Here is a 19,479-nt window from a genome sequence, read left to right on the forward strand (position 1 = left end):
CCACTCAACCGTTCGTCTAATCCGTTGATTTGCKGGTTGGCATTTGGCTCCTCCCGTCTAAACTCACGAGCTTCGCGTTGGGGAGGCGACGCGATCGTTTTAGGAGGAGAACCATATGCTCGATTTCAGGACGAAATTTGTTGCCGCCGGCGCTTTGGCGCTGTCGCTCGGCCTCGGCATCGCGACGGCCGGGGCGCAGGAATTCATCAATGTGCTCACCGGCGGCACGTCGGGCGTCTATTATCCGCTTGGCGTCGCGCTGTCGGAGATCTATGGCAAGGGCATCGCCGGCTCGCGCACGCAGGTTCAGGCGACCAAGGCCTCGGTCGAGAACCTGAACCTGTTGCAGCAGGGCAAGGGCGAGATCGCCTTCGCGCTCGGCGATTCCGTCAAGATGGCCGCCGAGGGCAACACCGAGGCCGGCTTCCCGGGCAAGCTCGACAAATTGCGCGGCATTGCCGCGATCTATCCCAATTACATCCAGATCGTCGCCAGTCAGGACTCCGGCATCAAGACGCTCGCCGACCTCAAGGGCAAGAGCCTGTCCGTCGGTGCGCCCGCCTCCGGCACCGAGCTCAACGCGCGCGCCATCTTCGCCGCCGCCGGTCTCAAATATGAGGATCTCGGACGGGTCGAATACCTGCCCTTCRCCGAGTCGGTCGAGCTGATCAAGAACCGCCAGCTCGATGCCACCTTGCAGTCGGCCGGCCTCGGCGTCGCCTCCATCCGCGATCTGGCGACTTCCGTGCCGATCAACGTCGTCGCCGTGCCGGCCGAGGACGTCGCCAAGATCGGGGCGCCCTATCTCTCCGTGGTCATTCCGAAAGGCACCTATGAAGGCCAGGCGGAAGACGTCGCCACCGCCGCGGTCGGCAATTTCCTGATCACCCGCGCCGACGTCTCCGACGACACCGCCTACCAGATGACCAAGCTGTTGTTCGAGCATCTCGACCAGCTCACCGCCGCCCATGCCGCCGCCAAGGCGATCGATCCGGCCAGGGCGCTGGACGGCATGCCCGTGGCGCTACACCCCGGCGCGGAGAAATATTACAGGGAAAAAGGGCTGCTGAAGTAAGAGGGGCGCGGCTGATGGAGATGTCTTCGCCAGGCACCCCCCTCTGCCATTCACTCATCCTGGAGCCCGTCGGATGAGCGAAGCAAAGCCTGGAACGACAAGCGACGGCAAATCGGCCACGTTCCATCTCCCCGTTGCCGAAGAACAGGTCGAAGGTCTGCCGCCCGGCTTCGGCGAAGGCCTCGCCGGCAAGGCGGCCTTCCTCATCGCGGTCGCTTTCTCCGTCTTCCAGATCTACATCGCCGCCTATGGCAGCCTGCCCAGCCAGGTGGTGCGTGCCATGCATGTCGGCTTCCTGCTGCTGCTCGGTTTCGCYCTGATCGCCAATTTGCGCGCCACCGRCATGGCCGCGAAGGCCGCATTCTGGACRCTCGGCGTGCTGGGCTTCGGCACCGGCCTCTACAACTGGGTCTTCTACGCCGACCTCATCCGCCGCTCCGGCTTCCTGACCACGCCGGACCTGATCGTCGGCACGTTGCTGGTGGTGCTGGTCTTCGAGGCGGCGCGGCGGCTGATGGGCCTGCCGCTCGCGGTCATCGCCTTCATCTTCCTCGCCTATTGCTTCGTCGGCAATCATCTGCCGCCGCCGTTCATCCATCGCGGTTATGATTTCGCGCAGCTGGTCGACACCTTCGCCTACGGCACGGAAGGCATATACGGCACGCCGGTCTATGTCTCGGCCGCCTATATCTTCATCTTCGTCGTCTTTGCCGCCTTCCTCGAACGTGCCGGCATGATCGCGCTGTTCAACGATTTCGCGCTCGGCCTCGTCGGCTCGTGGCGCGGCGGCCCGGCCCAGGTCTGCGTGCTGTCCTCGGCGCTGATGGGCACCATCTCCGGTTCGGGCGTCGCCAATGTCGTCGCCAGCGGCCAGTTCACCATCCCGCTGATGAAGCGCTTCGGCTTCCGCTCCGCCTTCGCCGGCGCGGTCGAGGCGACCTCCTCGATGGGCGGCCAGATCATGCCGCCGGTGATGGGCGCCGTCGCCTTCATCATGGCCGAGACGCTGAACATCCCTTATGCCGAGGTCGTCAAGGCGGCGATCATTCCGGCGTTGCTTTATTTCGGCGCCTGCTTCTGGCAGGTGCATCTGGAGGCCGGCAAGGCCGGCCTGCACGGCATGGCCAAGGCGGAGCTTCCCAATCCCTGGGCGGCGGTGCGAAAACACTGGCCGCTCGTGCTGCCGCTCGCCGTGCTGGTCTACCTGCTGTTTGCCGGCTACACGCCGATCTTCGCCGGCACGATGGGCCTCGCGCTGACCATCGTGCTCATCCTCGGGACRCCGCTGGCGGCCCTGATCGGACCGCTCGCCTTCCGTTTCGTCTTCTGGCTGGCGCTCGGGCTCGTCGCCGCCTCCTTCATGCGCTTCGGCGTCAACGTGCTGAGCCTCGTCATCGCGGCGCTCGTCATAGCCTGCCTCGCCTTCAAGGGCGGGCGCGAGACGCTGCGCATCTGTGTCGACTCGCTTGCCGAAGGGGCGAAGAACGCGCTTCCCGTCGGCATCGCCTGCGCCATCGTCGGCATCGTCATCGGCACGCTGACGCTCACCGGCATCGCCTCGACCTTCATCGGCTGGATCATCTCCATCGGCGAGAACAATCTGTTCCTGTCGCTGGTGCTCACCATGCTCACCTGCCTGGTTCTCGGCATGGGCATTCCGACGATCCCGAACTACATCATCACCTCCTCGCTTGCCGGGCCGGCGCTGCTGTCGCTCGGCGTGCCGCTGGTGGTGAGCCACATGTTCGTCTTCTATTTCGGCATCATGGCGGACCTGACCCCGCCGGTGGCGCTCGCCGCCTTCGCCGCCGCGCCGATGGCGAAGGAAAGCGGATTGAAGATCGGCATCCAGGCCACCAAGCTCGCCATTGCCGGCTTCGTCGTGCCGTTCATGGCCGTCTACACGCCGGCCCTCATGCTGCAGGACGCGGGCCCGATCGCCGCCTCGTTCGGCTATCCCGTCGAGGTCGCCTATATCGTCGTCAAGGCCTGCATGGGCATCGTGCTGTGGGGCGCCGCAGCCGTTGGCTTCCTCGCCCGCCGCATGGCCTTGTGGGAGCGTCTCGTCGCCTTCTGCGCCGGCCTGCTGCTGGTGGCCGCATTGYCGCTCACCGACGAGACCGGCTGGGTGCTGGCGCTGGCCTGGATCGCCTGRCACTGCTGGCGCGCCCGCCGGCTGTCCACGGCCGGCGCCGCATGAGCCTGTGCGTCCTCGCCGCCGGCAAGACGGTGACGCTCGCCGCCGCCGCCTTCACGCTGTCGTGGACGCATTCGGTGGAACGGACGCGCTGGCAGGAGGATTGGAAAGTGTCGCCGGCCGGACTGCAGGTGGTGCGGGCGCGGGTCAAGGGCTCCGGCGCCGGCATGGAGCCGCCCGAGGGCTCGGTGCTGCGGGACGGCTGGTGGGTCTATGCGCCGCGGATCGCACCCCAGCCGCGTCTCGTGCTCGCGGCGTCCGGCGCCACCGGTCAAGGCTGGACGCTGTGCACGGCCTCGGGCTGCCGGGAACTGGGTAGGACGGCCGGCGAACCCACCGTGCTCGAACCCTGCGCCGGCACGAGCCAGCCGCGGTAGCGCACGATCAGCCCGGCCGCCGGGTGCGATATCTCGACATCGAAGCGGAAGCGGCCGTCCTCGACGGTTTCGCAGGCGTTCGAGCGCGGGCAAAGCCACGTCGGCAATGGCAGGCCGAGAAAGCTCCAGCGGCGCAGCACGAGCCGAAGCCGGTTGCCGTCGACGGTCAGCGCCATGGCGAAGGTGAGCGGGCCGAAGCACTCGCAAAGCAGCCGCTCCGATCGGCCGCTTCCGGCGAACTGCCGGCTCGAGAAGCTGTGCGCGCCGAATGCGCGGATCCAGGTCTCGCCTTGCTCGTCGGCAACGAAGCGCACCTTGACGGGGACATCGGCCGCGCCAGGCGGGAAGCCGGCCATGCGCGCCGCAAGCCGGCTAAGCAGGCCGCTGCCGCGTTCGACGCTGGCGCGTCCGTACGCCATTGCCGCTCCCTCATGCATGGCGCGGATTTCGGCCGGAAGGCTTTGCCACGCATCGCCGAGCAGATCGGGATAGAGCGCCTTCCGCTCGCCGGTGTCGTCCCTGAAGCCGGTGTGGATCGTCTTTCCGGCGAACAGCGCTTCATAATCCTCCAGCTCGACGTCGCGCGTCGCCGCCCGCGCGCCTGGTGCGGGCATGCGGCCGTCGAGCGCCTTGCGGAGGATCGCCTCGACCGCCATGGACGGGATCAGCGGCCCGTCGTCGCCTTCGGCCAGAAGGTGCCAGGACYGCCTGATCGGTCTGCCGGCCTCGTCCGTGCCCTCGACCGCGACGAACATGCCGCCGCGATGCTCGCCCCATGACAGCCGGTTGGTCGCCCAATGCATCAGCGGCGCCAGCGGCGACAGCGAGCGGATGAGGCCGGTACGCACCAGCAAGGCCAGGCCGATCAGCGCCCGGTGCAGCACCTCGGGCACCGGCCCGGCGCCCATCCAGGTCGTGCTCGCTTCCGGCCACAGCGCCTGCAGCGCGCGCAGGTCCGGCACATCGACCAGCGAGAACAGCGTGTTCCGCACCGGCACGCGCCCGGGTGGCGCGATCGTATAGCGCATCTGCTCGGTGAGCGGATAACCCTTGGCCGGTCTGCCGCCCCGCATCAGCCGCACCGGCCGGCCGGCATAGCTCGCGATGGCGCGGATGACGTTTTCGCCGACACCGGCGAAGGGCGACGGCGCGATGCCGCCACGGATCGTGCCGACGCGCGCCATGCCGGCCGAAAGACGCCGCACCACCGCCGCCGTCAGCACCGGGAAGCTCGACACACCAGAGAGCGCCATCACGCCGGCCGCCTTGGCCGCGGCATCGAAGCCGGCAACGCCGGCGACGAAGTCCGAGCCGTCGGCAAGGTCGAGATAGTGGATGCGCGCGCCGATACAGGCTTCGATCAGCCGGTAGAGTCCCTCGCCATAGGCCTGGAACGGACCGCTGGCGTCGACAACGATGTCGGGCAGCAAGGCGGCGAGCTGCGCGCCGAGATCGCCGTCGCGGTCGAACGTCGCCGGCATGAGCCTGGCCTTGGTCGTGCCCCGCTCTTTGCAGCAGGCCTCGGCCTTGGCGAGCGACCGGCCGGCGATGATGAGCTCGAGGCGCGGTTCGTTCTCCAGGAGCTGGACGATGCGTCCGCCGAAGGTGCCGTAGCCGCCGACGATGAGAAGCTTCATACCTTACCCCCAGCCGGTCTTGCCGGAATCGTCGTTAGCCGATCAGCCGCTCCCGCAACTCGGCTGAAGGTATCTCGCAACTGTCCTTGCGGCCGAACAGCGCGTAGCGGTTCTTGGCGACGCGGTCGTAGAGCCAGTCGCGCAGCGGCCGCGGCAGGATGAGCAGCGCCTTCGCCGCGCGCCATGGCCAGCCGAGCGCGGCCATGACGGCGACGAAACTGTCGAGCTTGGTGAAGGCCGCGCCGTCGATGATGGCGAGGTTGCTGTCGTAATCGTCGGTCGGCAGGCTATGCAGGCGAAACAGCGCCTGGCCCAGCGGCGACTGCGCCGTGGCGAAGCGGAAGCGCTTTTCCCGGTCGAGCCTGAGGATGAGCTGGACGAAGCCCGAGCAGAACACGCAGACGCCGTCGAAGACGATCAACGGCTGGYGGGCGTTATAGGCCTGGCGCGGGAAATCAGGACTTTCGGGCAGGTCGGTCATCGCGGCCCCGGCTGCTTGTGCCCCTAAAGCAATTCCAGGAAAAGTGTGAGCGGTTTTCCGTCCGGAATTGCGTCAAACTAGGGAGACACTAAGCCAGCCGGCGGCGGCGTCAAAGTCGCGGCGTTGTCGCACGCCAGTTGGCGGCAAGCGTCAGGCGCTCGGCGCGATAGGTGGTGGCGCGCTGGTCGGCGGCCGGCCGGCAGATGCGGCTGTGGTGGGCGCGTAGGCGGGTCATCTCAGTTCGCRCTGACGCCGAGCGAATTGCCGCGACGCGCGCAGGCCGGACCCGGGCCGCGCATGTAATAACGCTCCGGCCGGTAGGTCGGCGCGACGAATTCGCGAATGGCGGCGGCGTAGCCGGCGATGTGATTCCAGAAGTGCATTTTACTTGGTCCCTGTCCCGCTTTCGGATGTCCCGTCCGAATTGTTCGAGAGCATAGCGTCGAGGCGTGAATAGTCGGTGAACGTGATGTTAATTTCTGGTCCGAAACTCGTTGCATCATGGCCGGATTGCGGCTGATTCGCGGTCTTTCGGTGCCTTTCGCCGCCTTTCCGGCTCGTGTGACTTTTGCATCACATATGTTTCGTTCCGATGTCGCTTGGCCGCGCTTCTGTTTCACCTTCGCCCAGCGGCAGGAAATTTCCTTTTGCGCGGCCGGACGGACAGGAACCTGTCGCAGAAGGCAACRTTGACCCGTAAGGCCGGGCAGCCCGGCCGTGTTGACGGCCGTCCGCCGCGCAACTTCCYGGCAATGCGAAACATGGAAAGGCAAACCGCCATGGGCTTCTTTTCGAAAGACATCAAGACGCTGGACGATCTCTTCATCCACACGCTGCGCGACATCTACTATGCCGAGAAGCAGATCGAGAAATCGCTGCCGAAGATGATCGACAAGGCGACCGATCCGCAATTGAAAGCCGGCTTCGAGAAGCATCTCACCCAGACCAAGGGTCATATCGAACGGGTCGAGCAGGTGTTCGAGCTGCACGGCGTGAAGGCCAAGACCGTCAACTGCCCTRCCATCGACGGCATCCTCGAAGAGGCCGATGAAGTCAGCGGCGATGTTGAGGACAAGGAGGTCCTCGATGCGGCGCTGATCGCCTCCGCGCAGGCCGTCGAGCATTATGAGATAACGCGCTACGGCACGCTGATCGCCTGGGCCAAGCAGCTCGGCCGCAGCGACTGCGCCAATGTGCTGGCCAAGAACCTCAAGGAAGAAGAGGCGACCGACCGCAAGCTCACTGAGATCGCCGAAAGCAAGGTCAACCTGCAGGCCGCCGAATAGCCTGACGATAGGGTCGGCGCATGGCGTCGGCCTTCCCGTCTCCGGGGAACCGAAGCGGCGTTCCGGCCGTTTCGGTTTGTCCGATGTTGCCCCGATGCTGCAAGGAGTGTTCGTCATGGCGCCGCGACCCGCCTGGAGCGGTTATCTGAAGCTTTCGCTGGTCACCTGCGCTATCCAACTGAGCAACGTCGTCACCCACGCCGAGAAGGTGTCCTTCCACATCCTCAACCGCAAGACCGGCAACAGGGTCCGGCGTGTCTATGTCGACCAGAAAAGCGGCAAGCCGCTGGAAGAGGATGAGGAGGTCAGGGGCTTCGAGGTCGGCAAGGACGAATTCATCCGCATCGAGGACGAGGATATCGAGGCGGTCCAGATAGAGTCCTCGCACACGCTCGATCTCGACGGCTTCGTCGACAAGGCTTCGATCGATCAGGTCTATCTCGACACGCCCTATTACGTCTCGCCGGCAGACAAGGTTTCGGAGGAGGCCTTCGCCGTCATCCGCGATGCGCTTGCGGAGAAGAAAATGGCCGGCTTGGCCCGCATCGTGCTTTATCAGCGGGAGCGCCCGGCGATGATCGAGCCGTTYGGCAAAGGCATGCTGCTGACGACGCTGCGCTACGGAGACACGGTGCGCGACGCGTCCGGCATCTTCGCCGACATCCAGTCCGCGAAGCTGGACGGCGAGATGGTCGGGTTGGCCGAGACTATCATCGACAAGAAGAAGGCGAAGTTCGACCCTGCAAAGTTCAGGGATCGCTATGAGGAATCGCTGCTCGAGCTGGTTCGCTCCAGGAAGGCCGGGAGAAAGGCGCCGAAGGCCAAGGCATCGCCGAAACCGTCCAATGTCGTTAACCTGTTCGACGCGCTGAAGAAGAGCCTCAACGCCGACGACGGCAAAGCCGGCAAGGCATCGTCCAAAGCGCCGGCCAAACGAGCGAAGGCCAAGGCCGCGCCGAAGCGCAAGTCCGCATAGGAGCCCGCGATGGCGAGCCTCGAACAATATCAAGCCAAGCGCGATTTCAAGAAAACCGCCGAGCCGGCCGGCAAGGTGAAGCGCGGCAAGCAGGGCGGCGGCATCTTCGTCGTCCAGAAGCATGCCGCGACCCGGCTTCACTATGATTTCCGCCTGGAACACGACGGCGTGTTGTGGAGCTGGGCGGTGACGCGAGGCCCGAGCCTCGACCCGCATGAGAAGCGGCTGGCCGTGCATGTCGAGGATCACCCGATCGACTACGCCTCCTTCGAAGGCACAATTCCGAAGGGCCAATATGGCGGCGGTTCGGTCCTGGTCTGGGACGAAGGCAGATGGACGCCCGACGGCGATCCGGCCAAGGGCATGAAGAAGGGCCATATCGACTTCGAGCTCGATGGCCACAAGCTCAACGGCCGCTGGCATCTGGTCAGGCTGAAGCCCCGCCCYGGCGAGAAGCGCGACAACTGGCTGCTGATCAAGTCCAGCGATGCCGCCGCCCGGCCGGGCGAGGACATTCTCCAGCAGGAACCGAAATCGGTGAAGTCCGGCCTGACCATCGAGGAGATCGGCGAAGGCAAGGCTGCCAGGGGGCAGACACCGAAGGTCTGGCAATCGAACAAGCCGGCTGTCCGCAAGGCCAAGGCCGGGCAGGCCAGGCGGCTGGAATTCATCGAGCCGCAATTGGCGACGCTGGAGAAGGAAGCACCGGGCGGCGATGATTGGCTGCACGAAGTGAAATTCGACGGCTACCGCATGCAAGCGCAAATCGAAGGCAGCGAGGTCAGGCTGTTCACCCGCGCCGGCCTCGACTGGACGGAGAAGTTCGAGGGGCCGATCACCGCCGAGCTGGYCAAATTGAAATGCCGCGACGCCATCATCGACGGCGAGGTCGTGGTGCTGGCCGACAATGGTGTGTCGTCCTTCCCGCTGCTGCAGGCGGATCTGTCGGCCCGCCGCGCCGACCGCATGATCTATTATGTCTTCGACCTGATGCGGCTCGACGGCGAGGATTTGCGCCGCGAATCGCTGGTCGAGCGCAAGCAGGCGCTGGCCGAGCTGCTCGGCGAGCAGCCCCAGGATTCGGCGCTGCGCTTCAGCGACCATTTCCACGAGCCCGGCAAGGTCATGCTGCAGCATGTCTGCCGCATGGGCCTGGAAGGCGTGGTGTCGAAGCGCGCCGACGCGCCTTACCGCAGCGGACGGGGCCTCAGCTGGATCAAGTCGAAATGCACGCTCAGGCAGGAATTCGTCATCGGCGGCTATCTGCCCTCCGACAAAACAGGCCGGGGCGTGCGCTCGCTGCTCGTCGGCTTCAATGAAGGCGGCAAGCTGCGTTACGCCGGCCGCGTCGGCACCGGCTTTTCCGGCAAGGTGCTGACGGATTTGAAAAAGAAGCTCGACGCGCGCGAGGCGAAGGCCTCGCCCTTCTCGGCCGCTGTGYCGAAGGGCAAGGGCCTCACTTTCGTCAAGCCGGAACTTGTCGGCGAGGTGGAGTTCCGCAGCTGGACATCCGACCGTATAATCCGCCACGCCTCGTTCCAGGGACTGCGCGAGGACAAGCCGGYGGAGGAAGTCGTGCAGGAAAAGYCGAAGCAAGCCGGCAAGGCCGAGAGCGAAGCGAAGACGGCCAGCGGCAAGACCGCGCCGGGAAAATCGGCCGGAACGGCGAAGACCTCGATAAAGCTCTCGCATCCCGACAAGCTGCTGTGGYCCGACGAGAAGGTTTCGAAACAGGACCTRCTCGATCATTACGCGCTGGTCTGGCCGCGCATGGAGCAATTCGTCGTCAACCGGCCGCTGAGCCTGGTGCGGGCGCCGGACGGCATCCACGGCCAGCGCTTCTTCCAGAAACACGCCTCGCCCGGCATGAGCGACAAGATCGCCAGGATGAAGGACCCGACCGATGGCGAGGAGATCCTCTACATCAAGGATTTCGACGGGCTGGCGGCGCTTGTCCAGTACGGCGTGGTCGAGGTGCATATCTGGGGCTCGACGATCGATGYGCTGGAACAGCCGGACCAGATCATCTTCGACCTCGATCCGGACGAAGGCGTCGATGTCGGCAAAGTGCGCGAGGCGGCRCTCGACATCCACAGGCAGCTCGATGAGCTGTCGCTGCCCAATTTGGTCAAGACCTCCGGTGGCAAAGGCTATCACGTGCTGGTGCCGCTGAAACCCTCGGCGGAGTGGGACGAGGTCAAGGATTTCGCCCATGATTTCGCCCGCGCGCTGGAGCAGGCGGCACCCGACCGTTACACGGCGACGCTGTCGAAGAAGGCGCGCACGGGCAAGATCTTCGTCGACTATCTGCGCAACGGCCGCGGCGCGACCACGGTCGCGCCCTATTCCTCGCGCGCCAAGAAGGGCGCCACGATATCGATGCCAGCAACCTGGCCGGACATCAAGAAGGGCTTGGCGCCGAATGCATTCCCGCTGGGGGATGAAACCACGCTGGCGCAGCTGAAGAAGGCTGATCCGTGGAAGGATTTCTTCAAGCTGGGGAAGGCGCTGAAGCGGGGGTGAATCGCGCCGACATTGCGAGGCTGTCATTTCCTGCGCAGCCCTACGCCAGAAACACCCTCTCGAACGCCTGCCTGYCCGTCGGCGAGAACACCACGGCGCGACTGTCCTTCTCGCGCCGCGCCCATTTCTCGGCGATGATCTTGTCGAGGATGGCGGCGCCCAGCGTGCCGGCCAGATGCGACCGCCGCACGCTCCAGTCGAGGCAGGCGCGGCATACCGGCCGCCGCGCCTTGGCGTGGATCTCGATGCCCAGCGCGGAAAAATGCGAGGCGCCGGCCGGCGTGAGCCTGATCTGGTCGTCGTCGCRCAGCAAAAGCTTCCTGTCGAAGAGCCGGTCGAGCATCGCCACCGCCTGCTCGCCGGCGAGGTGGTCGTAGCAGACGCGCGCCACGCGCATGGCCGCATCGCGCGGGCCGGGCCGCACGCGCTTTGGGCCGACCGCTTYGGCGACGCCGATGATCGCCTCGATCATGCCGGCCACCTGCGCGCTGGCGAGCCCGTAATAGCGGTGGCGGCCTTGGCTCGCCAAGGTGAGCAGCCCGCCCTCCATCAGCTTCGACAGATGCGAGGAAGCCGTGGGTAGCGACACGCCGGCTTCCAGCGCCAGTTCCGACGCCGTCAGCGCCGTGCCGCCCATCAACGCGTTCAGCATGTTGGCGCGGGCCGGGTCRCCGACCAGGCTGGCGATGCGGGCGATGTCCGGTCCTTCGCGCATGGTTCGATCCTCATCGAAGCATTCTTGTCAGGGAAGCATTATTCTGGGGCCATCTCAAGCAGCCCGGGCAAACACTCCTGACAGGAGAATGCCTAGCACATTCGCGCCAGTGATGCTTCGATCGCGGTCGAAGCATCGATGTGCGGAAGACAAGGAGACCCGACATGACCATCACCTGCTTCATCCGCTACGAGATCGACCCGTTCGGCAAGGYGGCCTTCGAGCAATATGCGCGCGCCTGGGGCCAGGCCATTCCGCGCTGCGGCGCCGACCTGATCGGCTATTACGCCCCGCATGAAGGCTCGGCCACCACGGCCTATGCCGCCTACAACATCGAGAGCCTCGCGGCCTATGAAGCCTATCGCGCGCGGCTTGCCGAAGACCCGGCCGGCAAGGCAAACTACGAATTCGCGCGGCGCGAGAAGTTCATCTTGAAGGAAGATCGCGTCTTCCTGAGGCTGGTGTCCGGCCCGCATGGCCCAAGGCAGGTCTTTCGGACCTAGAGCAATTCCAGGAAAAGTGCATAGCGGTTTTCCGTCCGGAATTGCGCGGAACAAATAGTCGACGGTCAAGGAAGGGATAGAGGCATGATCGCTGTCATCTTCGAGGTCGAGCCGGCGGAAGGAAAGCGCGATGCCTATCTCGGCATCGCCGCCGACCTCAAGCCGCTGCTCGAGCGCATCGACGGTTTCATCTCGGTCGAGCGTTTCCAGAGCCTGACCGACCCGAAGCGCGTGCTGTCGCTGTCCTTCTGGCGCGACGAGGAAGCGGTGAAGGCCTGGCGCACCACCGAGGAGCACCGCCAGGCGCAGCAGGCCGGCCGCGGCGGCATCTTTGCCGGCTATCGTCTGCRCATCGCCCATGTGGTGCGCGACTACGGGCTGACGGAAAGGGCGGAAGCGCCGGCGGATAGCAGGACCGTGAACGGGTAGGCGCGGCTCCCCCTTCTCCCCTTGTGGGAGAAGGTGTCGCCGAAGGCGACGGATGAGGGGTGCTCCAGCTTGGCGTCGCCGGAGGAGACGGCGAGTTTGCCGACGTCTCACTCCGCTGGAACACCCCTCATCCGTCTCGGCGCTAACGCGCCGATCCACCTTCTCCCACAAGGGGAGAAGGGGAGCTGGCGCTATGCATTCCCTATCAGCACGCCGGCGCCGAACACCAGCGCGCCGCCCAGCACCACCTGGAAGGCGGCGCGCCAGAAGGGTGTCTGCATGTAACGGTTCTGGATGAAGGCGATCGCCCAGAGCTCGAAGAACACCACCACCGCCGCGACGATCGTCGCCGTCCAGAAATAGGGGATGAGATAGGGCAGTGCGTGGCCGAGCCCTCCCAGCGTCGTCATGATGCCGACGGTGAGGCCGCGCTTGATCGGCGAACCGCGTCCCGACAGCTTGCCGTCGTCGGAGGCGACCTCGGTGAAGCCCATCGAGATGCCGGCGCCGATCGAGGCGGCGAGGCCGACGAGGAAAGTCTGGAATGTCGCATGCGTGGCGAAGGCGGCGGCGAAGATCGGCGCCAGCGTCGACACCGATCCGTCCATCAATCCGGCCAGCCCGGGCTGCACATAGGTGAGGATGAACTGGCGCTGCTCCGCGCTCGCTTCCTCCTCCTTGACTGCACCCGGCACGTGCTCCTGCTCCAGGTCGTGCGCCGAGCTCTCGTGGCCTTGCTCGGCCAAGGCGAGATCGTCGAGCAGCTTTCGCGTCGAGGCGTCGGTGGTCCGCTTGGCCGCCTCGACATAGAAGCGGTAGGCCTGCCGCTCCATATCCTCGGCCTGCCGGCGCACATGCTCGATGCCGAGCGGCCGCACCAGCCAGTCCGGCTTGCGCTCGTAATAACCCCTCACATGCTCGCGCCGGATCAGGGGAATGCGATCGCCGAAGCGCTTGCGGTGAAGCTCGATGAGGGAATCGCGGTGGCCGTCCTCCTCCTCGGCCATCGCCTCGAACACCTTGGCCGATTGCGGAAAGTCCTGCGYCAGGCCGTCGGCATAGGCGCGGTAGATGCGCCCGTCATCCTCCTCGGAAGAGATCGCCAGCGCCAGGATCTCCTGCTMCGACAGCGAATCGAAGGAACGGCGGCCGAAGCCGAATACACGGGAAAGCATGATGAAACCACTCTAGTTTAGAATGATTCTAAACTAGGATCTTGGCTGACCAACGTCAATTGCGAACGGCACGGCTGCACGCGCGAAACAGTGATCCCGCGTTACCCGGCCGACCCTTCATTATCACCGAATGTTAGCCTATATGGCTGACGACAACCGAAATTGAAGGAAGCCCGGCATGACGGACAAGAAGCCATCGCACGCATTTGACGCCAAACCGGTTCTCGATCTCATCGCCAGCATCGAGGCCGACCTGCAGCGCCTGAAGGRCCTTGTCGAGGAACAGCTCGAGAAATTCGACCCCGCCAACCCGCACAACAAGACACCGGACGGCAAGCTGACCGAGGAAGGTGCGGAGTGCTGCTACCGCATGTTCGACGAGGGCAAGTCGCGCTACACCGTCGCCCAGCAGATGAAGATCTCCTTCGCCGCCGCCACCCATCGCTTCAACACATGGCGCAAGCTGGGCGGCAGCAAAAGGACGAAGACGCTCCTGGGGTGAGGGGGCGGTTCGCTTAGAGCAATTCCAGGAAAAGTGTGAGCGGCTTTTCGTCCGGAATTGCGTAAAAACAAAGAGATAGAGCGGTTCGCCGTTTCCGTAAAACGGTGAAACGCTCTAGTGATGGGAGGGCGGCTGAGGACGGCTCCGCCCGGCATCCAGTCCTACTGCTCTTCCGTCGTCGCCATGCCTTCGAATTCCGGAAGCCAGCGCAGGGCCGACCGGTGYCATTTCTGTTGTCTCGGAACGAGGTCCTGACGCTGCCGGGCGGTCCCGACCCTGATGCCATAGACCTTCGGGCCGTCGCCAACGGACGTTGCGTAGAGGTGCGAGCCGCAGTCGGCGCAAAAAGCCTGGGCGCGCCTAGCGCCRCTCGCCACGACCTTGATGTAGATTTTTGGCGCGCCCTTGGTGATCCTGTAGTCGCTTTCCGGCGCCGGAACAGTGACGCGAAAGGYCGTTCCGGTCAGCTGCTGGCAGTCCGTGCAGTGGCAGATCGAGGTCTTCTCAGGATCGACTTCCGCCTCATAGGTGATCGCGCCGCAATGGCATCCGCCGTCGATCTTCATCGGCATTCCTCCTTACAAACTTCGCTGTGTTCAAGCTAACTCTCGTCCGACGCCTCGACCATGGCCTCGCGCCGCCGCTCCCATGTGCCAGTCGCCTGCGGTTTTACAAAGAGCCTGGAGATTTGCGGCATTTCCTTCTTGAGCCTTGCCTCCAGGCGCTCGACGCAGGCTTCGATCTCGGGCGCGGTGAGATGATCCTCGAATTCAATGCTCAGGCCCGCGACGATCTCCTCGGGGCCGATATGGACGCTCAATATGCCGTTAGCCCGCTGCACCGCCGGATCCTCTTGGGCGATCGCCAGGACCTGCTTCTGCACCTCTGGCGAGGCGGGCTCGCCCATGAGCAGTCCCTTGCTTTCGCGCGCTAGGAAAACCGCGGTCGCCCCGAGGATGATTGAAATGCCGATCGAGCCGACACCGTCGAGCTCCGGGATCTCCAGGAGCTCGGCGGACAGGATGCCGGCGAACGCGACGATGAGGCCGAGCAGCGCGGCGCTGTCCTCGAACAGCACCGTGTAGACGCTGGGGTCCTTGCTGCGGCGCACCGCCTGGAACCAGCCCTGCCTGCCCTTCTGCTGCCGGAACTCCTTCAGCGCGACCAGCCATGAGCTGCCCTCGAACAGGAAGGAAAGACCGAGCACGGTATAGTTGACCTTGGCGTTGACGACCGGCTCGGGCGCCATGATGTGGATGACGCCCTCGTAGAAGGACACGCCGGCGCCGAGCGCGAATACCAGAAGCGCGACGATGAAGCTCCAGAAATAGAGCTCGCGTCCGTGGCCGAGCGGGTGGGTGCGGTCGGGCGGCCGCGCGGCGCGGCGCATGCCGTAGAGGAGCAGCGCCCCGTTGCCGGTGTCGACCAGCGAATGCACCCCTTCCGACAGCATGGCGGACGAACCGGTGAAGGCCGCCGCCGCGAATTTGGTGAGCGCGATCGCCAGGTTGCCGGCAAGCGCAGCGTAGATCACCCGTCTCGATCCGCTATGTCCTGCCATCCGATCTCCCGACGCGCCCCAGCCTGGAGGGACACTGAAACTCCACAGACAATGCGCCAGGCAATCGGAAGTTCAAGCCACCGCAGCGCGCTGAATGGGCATAGCGACGGGAAATCGGTTGACATCCAGCCGGACGGCCCAGTCGGCGATATGCAGCCTCTTGCAGTCCGGCATTTCTCTTGTTTCACTTGGATTGCCCACAAACCGGAGGAGCGAATCATGGCAAAAGGTGCGATGAAGGCGGGCAAGGAACCCCGCAAGCCGAAGAAGGATGCCAAGAAGCCCGCCGCGGCCCCGGCTCCTAAGGCGCCGCCGGTCAAGGCGATGCGCATCAAGGAAAAGTAAGCGGCCGAATCCGGTCGCCCACGGCTCAAATGCAGCTTGGTACCGGCGGCATGACAATGCTGCCGGTGTTTTGTTGATTGGGGAACTGAGCACCCTATATAATGGAGGCGAGGACGACCTCGCTTCCCGAAAAACCGGCCGGGACGACCCGCCACACCGAGCATCGCAACCGATGCCGGAACGACGGAGCGTTTTCGATGTCCTGGATTTTTCTGTTCTTCGCCGGCCTGTTCGAGATCGGCTGGGCGATCGGCCTCAAATACACCGACGGCTTCTCGAAACCGCTGCCGACCCTTCTCACCATTGCCTCGATGATCGTCAGCCTCGGTCTGCTCGGCCTGGCGTTGAAGACGCTGCCCGTCGGCACGGCCTATGCGGTGTGGACCGGCATCGGCACCGTTGGCACGGCACTGCTTGGCATCTGGCTGCTCGGCGAGCCCGCGACCGCTGTCCGGCTCGCCTGTATCGGCCTGATTGTCTGCGGCATCGTCGGCCTGAAGCTGGTAGCCTGAGCATTTTTAGAGCGGTTCACCGTTTCACGGAAAACGGCTAACCGCTCTATCTCTTTGTTTTTACGCAATTCCGGACGGAAAACCGCTCACACTTTTCCTGGAATTGCTCTAGGCACAAACGCCTTCGGGGCCGCTTTCGGCGACCCTGATTCATTTTCATCGAACCCGAACTTAGCGGGCGGAGAAGCCCGGAGGCGTCCTGCCGACGCGCGCCTTGCGGGCGGYGTAGCGTGCGTCACGCTTGGCCTTGCGCGCGGCTTCATCGGCGAGCTCGATCGCGATACGTTCGGCTTCCTCGGCTTCGCGGCGCCTGGCCTCTTCGGCCGCCGCCGCTTCCGCCGCAAGACGTGCCGCTTCCGCAATCGCCTCGCGCTCGGCCTTCTCGGCCGCTTCACGCGCCAGCTTTTCCTGCTTCAGTCTTGCCTTTTCGGCCTCGCGGATGGCGCGGGCCTCAAGGATCGCCTTGCGTTCGRCCTGGCGCGCGAGCACAGCCGGATCATCCGCCGCCGGTCTTGCCTTGAAGCGCTCGAGCAGCGCCTTCTTTGCCTCGTTCGCGGCGTTGCGCCGCTCGAAAATGTCTTTTTCCCTGTAGATAGCCAAGTGCACTTCCCTGCAGTCTATTTGCGACGCTTACATACGCGTGAAAGCGGCGAGTTCAAGCGCCAAATCGGTATGCCAGCCATGAAAAATCCGGGCTTGTTGCCGCAGGGATACGGCGCGGCGATGCATGATGCACTGTTCACAGATCGCGCCTCTGGCGGGCGACGGGGCAGATCGTTACCTCTAGCGCCAACTAGCAACATCCACATGAACGCCCTTAGGACGCAACCAGATGGAACTCGGTCTTTACACTTTCGCCGACGTCAGCCCGGAACCGGGTCCCGGCGCCATCGGCCCGCATGAGCGGCTGCGCAATCTCATCGAGGAAATCGAGCTGGCCGACCAGGTCGGTCTCGACGTGTTCGGCCTGGGCGAGCACCACCGCCCCGATTATGCCGCCTCGGYCCCGGTCGTGGCGCTGGCCGCGGCGGCAGAGCGCACGAAGCGCATCAAGCTCACCAGCGCGGTCACCGTGCTCTCCTCGGACGACCCGGTGCGCGTCTTCCAGCAATTCGCGACGCTCGACCTTCTGTCCGACGGCCGTGCTGAGATCATGGCCGGGCGCGGCTCCTTCATCGAATCCTTCCCGCTGTTCGGCTACAATCTCGAGGACTATGACGAGCTCTTCGCCGAAAAGCTCGACCTGTTGCTTGCTATCCGCGACCAGGTGAAGGTGACATGGCAGGGCAAGCTGCGCGCGCCGATCAACGGCCGCGGCGTCTACCCGCGTCCGTTCCAGGAAAAGCTGCCGATCTGGATCGCCATCGGCGGCACGCCGCAATCGGCTGCCCGCGCCGGCGTGCTCGGTCTGCCGCTGGCTTTGGCCATCATTGGCGGCGAGCCGGCGCGTTTCGCTCCCCTGTTCGATATCTATCGCGAGGCGGCGCGCCGCGCCGGCACCGATCCGGCAACGCTTGCCACCAGCATCAACGTGCATGGCTTCATCGCCGAGACGACCGAGCAGGCGGCCGACGACTTCTACGGGCCGCAGGCCGAGGTGATGAACCGCATCGGCCGCGAGCGCGGCTGGGGCCCGACCTCGCGCGCGCATTTCGATCAGGCGCGCGGACCGAATGGCGCGCTGTTTGTCGGCAACCCCGAAGCCGTAGCGGAAAAGATCGTCGCCCAGCACAAGATCTTCAACAACGACCGCTTCCTGCTGCAGATGGCGATCGGCACCATGCCTCACGCCAGGATCATGAAGGCGATCGAGCTTTATGGCACCAAGGTGGCGCCGATCGTGCGCAAGGAGACGGCAAAGGCGGCATCCGCCGCGCCGGTGCCGGCCGCCTGAGCTGTCGCTGCCCAAGCGCTTCCATGATCGCCGGCTAACGGAACCTTGACCCGGCGAGCACGTTTCCCCTCGATTGCACCGTTTTGCGGTGTTGAGGGAACCGATGAAAGCCGAACCGACCGCTTCGGGCGCGAGCGCTGCCGAAAGCCCTGACATGCGCGCCGAGGCGCGGGCAGACATGCGTCTGATGCGGTCGCTGGTGATCGGGATCTTCATTCTGATGACGGCGGCGGCGCTCTATTTCGCCCGTGCCTTCTTCATGCCCGTGATGCTTGCCTTCCTGCTAACGCTGACGCTGACGCCGATCGTGCGTTTCCTGCGCAAGCGCGGCATCCCGGAAGTCGTTTCGGCGACGCTGCTGGTGCTGCTGTCGATCTTCATTTTCGCCGTCGCGGGCTATCTGCTCAGCGGACCCGTCATCGACCTCATCAACAATTCCTATTCGATCGGCCARCAGCTGACGGAGCGGCTGGCGCCGTTCAGGTGGCCGCTCGAACGGGTGACGGATGTCGCGCATCAGCTGGAAGCGCTGACCGAGACCTCGCAGGAGCCGGGAGTGCAGCGGGTCGCGGTGGCGCCTTCCGGCATCCTGTCCACGGCGGCCAGCAACATCCTCGAAGCCGGCACCTCGATCACCATCGTCTTCGTGCTGTCGCTGTTCCTGCTCGCCTCCGGCACGCTGTTCTACGAGAAGATCGTCCAATCCTTCACCAGCATGWCCCAGAAGAAGCGGGCGCTGCGCATCGTCTATGACGTCGAGCGCGAGATCTCGCACTATCTGCTCACGGTCTCCGTCATCAATGTCAGTCTCGGCACGGTGATCGGGCTGGGCCTGTGGGGGCTCGRCATGCCCAATCCGCTGGTCTGGGGGGCGACGGCGGCGTTGCTCAATTTCCTGCCCTATGTCGGCGCGCTGATGACCATCCTGCTGGTCACGGTCATAGCGCTGATCAGCTTCGACACAATCGCCTATGCGCTGCTGGCGCCGGCCTTCGTGGTGTTGTGCGACGTCGTCGAAGGCCAGTTCGTGACGCCGATGGTGGTCGGGCGGCGCCTGGAGATCAATGCGGTGGCGATCTTCATCGCCATCGCCTTCTGGTCGTGGCTGTGGGGTTTCGTCGGCGCGCTGATGGCGGTGCCGCTGCTGGTCGTCATCAAGGTTTTCTGCGACCATTTCGAAAGCCTGAGCCCGGCCGGCAATTTCCTGGCCGCGCAGCATTCCATGGCGATCGAGGAAGAGCCCGCCGAAAACAACCACAACCAAGCGGCCTGAGGCTGGCCCAATCTCAAA

22 protein-coding genes are annotated in these 19,479 nt (G+C 64.7%); 13 read left to right on the forward strand and 9 right to left on the reverse strand.

The features are described from left to right. Positions 1-115: 115 nt before the first annotated feature. The 3 genes from LCM4576_RS12920 (at position 116) to LCM4576_RS34770 (ending at position 3,649) form a co-directional block, all read left to right on the forward strand. Positions 116-1,075: a TAXI family TRAP transporter solute-binding subunit gene (locus LCM4576_RS12920; protein ID WP_071032451.1), complete on the forward strand. Its 960-nt coding sequence runs from the start codon at positions 116-118 to the stop codon at positions 1,073-1,075. Between the two features lie 73 nt (positions 1,076-1,148). Beyond that, on the forward strand, positions 1,149-3,275 hold the full coding sequence (locus LCM4576_RS12925) for a TRAP transporter permease (RefSeq protein ID WP_071032452.1): 2,127 nt from the start codon (positions 1,149-1,151) through the stop codon (positions 3,273-3,275). Further along, positions 3,272-3,649 (forward strand): DUF1850 domain-containing protein, encoded by a 378-nt coding sequence (locus tag LCM4576_RS34770; RefSeq protein ID WP_040986408.1) that lies wholly within the window; start codon positions 3,272-3,274, stop codon positions 3,647-3,649. The genes LCM4576_RS12925 and LCM4576_RS34770 overlap by 4 nt, the downstream gene beginning before the upstream one ends. On the opposite strand, the gene LCM4576_RS12930 is transcribed toward LCM4576_RS34770, so the two are convergent. From LCM4576_RS12930 to LCM4576_RS35795, 4 genes are all read right to left on the reverse strand, one after another. Beyond that, the gene (locus LCM4576_RS12930) at positions 3,544-5,286 is read right to left on the reverse strand and encodes an SDR family oxidoreductase (protein ID WP_071032453.1); all 1,743 of its coding nucleotides are present in this window, start codon (positions 5,284-5,286) and stop codon (positions 3,544-3,546) included. The genes LCM4576_RS34770 and LCM4576_RS12930 overlap by 106 nt on opposite strands. Before the next feature lie 34 nt (positions 5,287-5,320). Beyond that, positions 5,321-5,767 (reverse strand): thiol-disulfide oxidoreductase DCC family protein, encoded by a 447-nt coding sequence (locus LCM4576_RS12935; protein WP_071032454.1) that lies wholly within the window; start codon positions 5,765-5,767, stop codon positions 5,321-5,323. Between the two features lie 109 nt (positions 5,768-5,876). Continuing rightward, positions 5,877-6,002, reverse strand: a complete 126-nt coding sequence (locus LCM4576_RS37505; RefSeq protein WP_274534963.1) for a hypothetical protein — start codon at positions 6,000-6,002, stop codon at positions 5,877-5,879. A 1-nt stretch (position 6,003) separates the two neighbouring features. Beyond that, positions 6,004-6,150: a hypothetical protein gene (locus LCM4576_RS35795; protein WP_116389945.1), complete on the reverse strand. Its 147-nt coding sequence runs from the start codon at positions 6,148-6,150 to the stop codon at positions 6,004-6,006. A gap of 396 nt (positions 6,151-6,546) precedes the next feature. Between LCM4576_RS35795 and LCM4576_RS12940 the strand changes: the two genes are divergently transcribed. The 3 genes from LCM4576_RS12940 to ligD all read left to right on the forward strand — a co-directional run bounded on the left by LCM4576_RS12940 (position 6,547) and on the right by ligD (position 10,552). Continuing rightward, the gene (locus LCM4576_RS12940) at positions 6,547-7,053 is read left to right on the forward strand and encodes a ferritin-like domain-containing protein (RefSeq protein WP_071032478.1); all 507 of its coding nucleotides are present in this window, start codon (positions 6,547-6,549) and stop codon (positions 7,051-7,053) included. Between the two features lie 115 nt (positions 7,054-7,168). Then, a complete protein-coding gene (locus LCM4576_RS12945; protein WP_040986520.1) occupies positions 7,169-8,029 on the forward strand; it encodes a Ku protein in 861 nt (286 codons plus the stop codon). A gap of 9 nt (positions 8,030-8,038) precedes the next feature. After that, positions 8,039-10,552: a DNA ligase D gene (gene ligD, locus LCM4576_RS12950; protein WP_071032455.1), complete on the forward strand. Its 2,514-nt coding sequence runs from the start codon at positions 8,039-8,041 to the stop codon at positions 10,550-10,552. Positions 10,553-10,592: 40 nt separating this feature from the next. Here the strand turns inward: ligD and LCM4576_RS12955 are convergent, their stop codons facing one another. Then, positions 10,593-11,267 carry a helix-turn-helix transcriptional regulator gene (locus LCM4576_RS12955; RefSeq protein ID WP_071032456.1) on the reverse strand — a complete coding sequence of 225 codons (675 nt, stop codon included), beginning with the start codon at positions 11,265-11,267 and terminating at the stop codon, positions 10,593-10,595. A gap of 164 nt (positions 11,268-11,431) precedes the next feature. On the opposite strand from LCM4576_RS12955, the gene LCM4576_RS12960 reads away from it, so the two are divergent. Together LCM4576_RS12960 and LCM4576_RS12965 are read left to right on the forward strand one after the other, a co-directional pair. Beyond that, positions 11,432-11,770, forward strand: coding sequence for an NIPSNAP family protein (locus tag LCM4576_RS12960; RefSeq protein ID WP_071032457.1), 339 nt, complete (start codon positions 11,432-11,434; stop codon positions 11,768-11,770). Positions 11,771-11,854: 84 nt separating this feature from the next. After that, on the forward strand, positions 11,855-12,199 hold the full coding sequence (locus LCM4576_RS12965; RefSeq protein WP_071032458.1) for an antibiotic biosynthesis monooxygenase: 345 nt from the start codon (positions 11,855-11,857) through the stop codon (positions 12,197-12,199). 191 nt (positions 12,200-12,390) lie between these two features. Here the strand turns inward: LCM4576_RS12965 and mbfA are convergent, their stop codons facing one another. Beyond that, positions 12,391-13,374 (reverse strand): iron exporter MbfA, encoded by a 984-nt coding sequence (gene mbfA / locus LCM4576_RS12970; protein WP_071032459.1) that lies wholly within the window; start codon positions 13,372-13,374, stop codon positions 12,391-12,393. 178 nt (positions 13,375-13,552) lie between these two features. Here mbfA and LCM4576_RS12975 point away from each other — a divergent pair, with 178 nt between their 5' ends. Then, complete coding sequence (locus LCM4576_RS12975; RefSeq protein WP_071032460.1) at positions 13,553-13,876, forward strand: hypothetical protein; 324 nt, start codon at positions 13,553-13,555, stop codon at positions 13,874-13,876. 161 nt (positions 13,877-14,037) lie between these two features. On the opposite strand, the gene LCM4576_RS12980 is transcribed toward LCM4576_RS12975, so the two are convergent. Together LCM4576_RS12980 and LCM4576_RS12985 are read right to left on the reverse strand one after the other, a co-directional pair. Beyond that, on the reverse strand, positions 14,038-14,442 hold the full coding sequence (locus LCM4576_RS12980) for a GFA family protein (RefSeq protein WP_071032479.1): 405 nt from the start codon (positions 14,440-14,442) through the stop codon (positions 14,038-14,040). A gap of 35 nt (positions 14,443-14,477) precedes the next feature. Beyond that, on the reverse strand, positions 14,478-15,437 hold the full coding sequence (locus LCM4576_RS12985) for a cation diffusion facilitator family transporter (protein WP_071032461.1): 960 nt from the start codon (positions 15,435-15,437) through the stop codon (positions 14,478-14,480). A 219-nt stretch (positions 15,438-15,656) separates the two neighbouring features. Between LCM4576_RS12985 and LCM4576_RS37510 the strand changes: the two genes are divergently transcribed. Continuing rightward, positions 15,657-15,782 carry a hypothetical protein gene (locus LCM4576_RS37510; protein WP_082953831.1) on the forward strand — a complete coding sequence of 42 codons (126 nt, stop codon included), beginning with the start codon at positions 15,657-15,659 and terminating at the stop codon, positions 15,780-15,782. Positions 15,783-15,979: 197 nt separating this feature from the next. Continuing rightward, positions 15,980-16,294, forward strand: a complete 315-nt coding sequence (gene sugE / locus LCM4576_RS12990) for a quaternary ammonium compound efflux SMR transporter SugE (protein ID WP_040986423.1) — start codon at positions 15,980-15,982, stop codon at positions 16,292-16,294. Positions 16,295-16,465: 171 nt separating this feature from the next. On the opposite strand, the gene LCM4576_RS12995 is transcribed toward sugE, so the two are convergent. Then, a complete protein-coding gene (locus tag LCM4576_RS12995) occupies positions 16,466-16,894 on the reverse strand; it encodes a DUF6481 family protein (protein WP_071032462.1) in 429 nt (142 codons plus the stop codon). A gap of 232 nt (positions 16,895-17,126) precedes the next feature. Here LCM4576_RS12995 and LCM4576_RS13000 point away from each other — a divergent pair, with 232 nt between their 5' ends. Continuing rightward, the gene (locus LCM4576_RS13000) at positions 17,127-18,188 is read left to right on the forward strand and encodes an LLM class flavin-dependent oxidoreductase (RefSeq protein ID WP_071032463.1); all 1,062 of its coding nucleotides are present in this window, start codon (positions 17,127-17,129) and stop codon (positions 18,186-18,188) included. A gap of 103 nt (positions 18,189-18,291) precedes the next feature. Continuing rightward, positions 18,292-19,461 (forward strand): AI-2E family transporter, encoded by a 1,170-nt coding sequence (locus tag LCM4576_RS13005; RefSeq protein WP_071032464.1) that lies wholly within the window; start codon positions 18,292-18,294, stop codon positions 19,459-19,461. Positions 19,462-19,479: the final 18 nt, after the last annotated feature.

Origin of the sequence: Mesorhizobium sp. LCM 4576 (assembly GCF_001854815.1) — a bacterium.
Taxonomy (GTDB): Bacteria; Pseudomonadota; Alphaproteobacteria; order Rhizobiales; family Rhizobiaceae; genus Mesorhizobium; species Mesorhizobium plurifarium.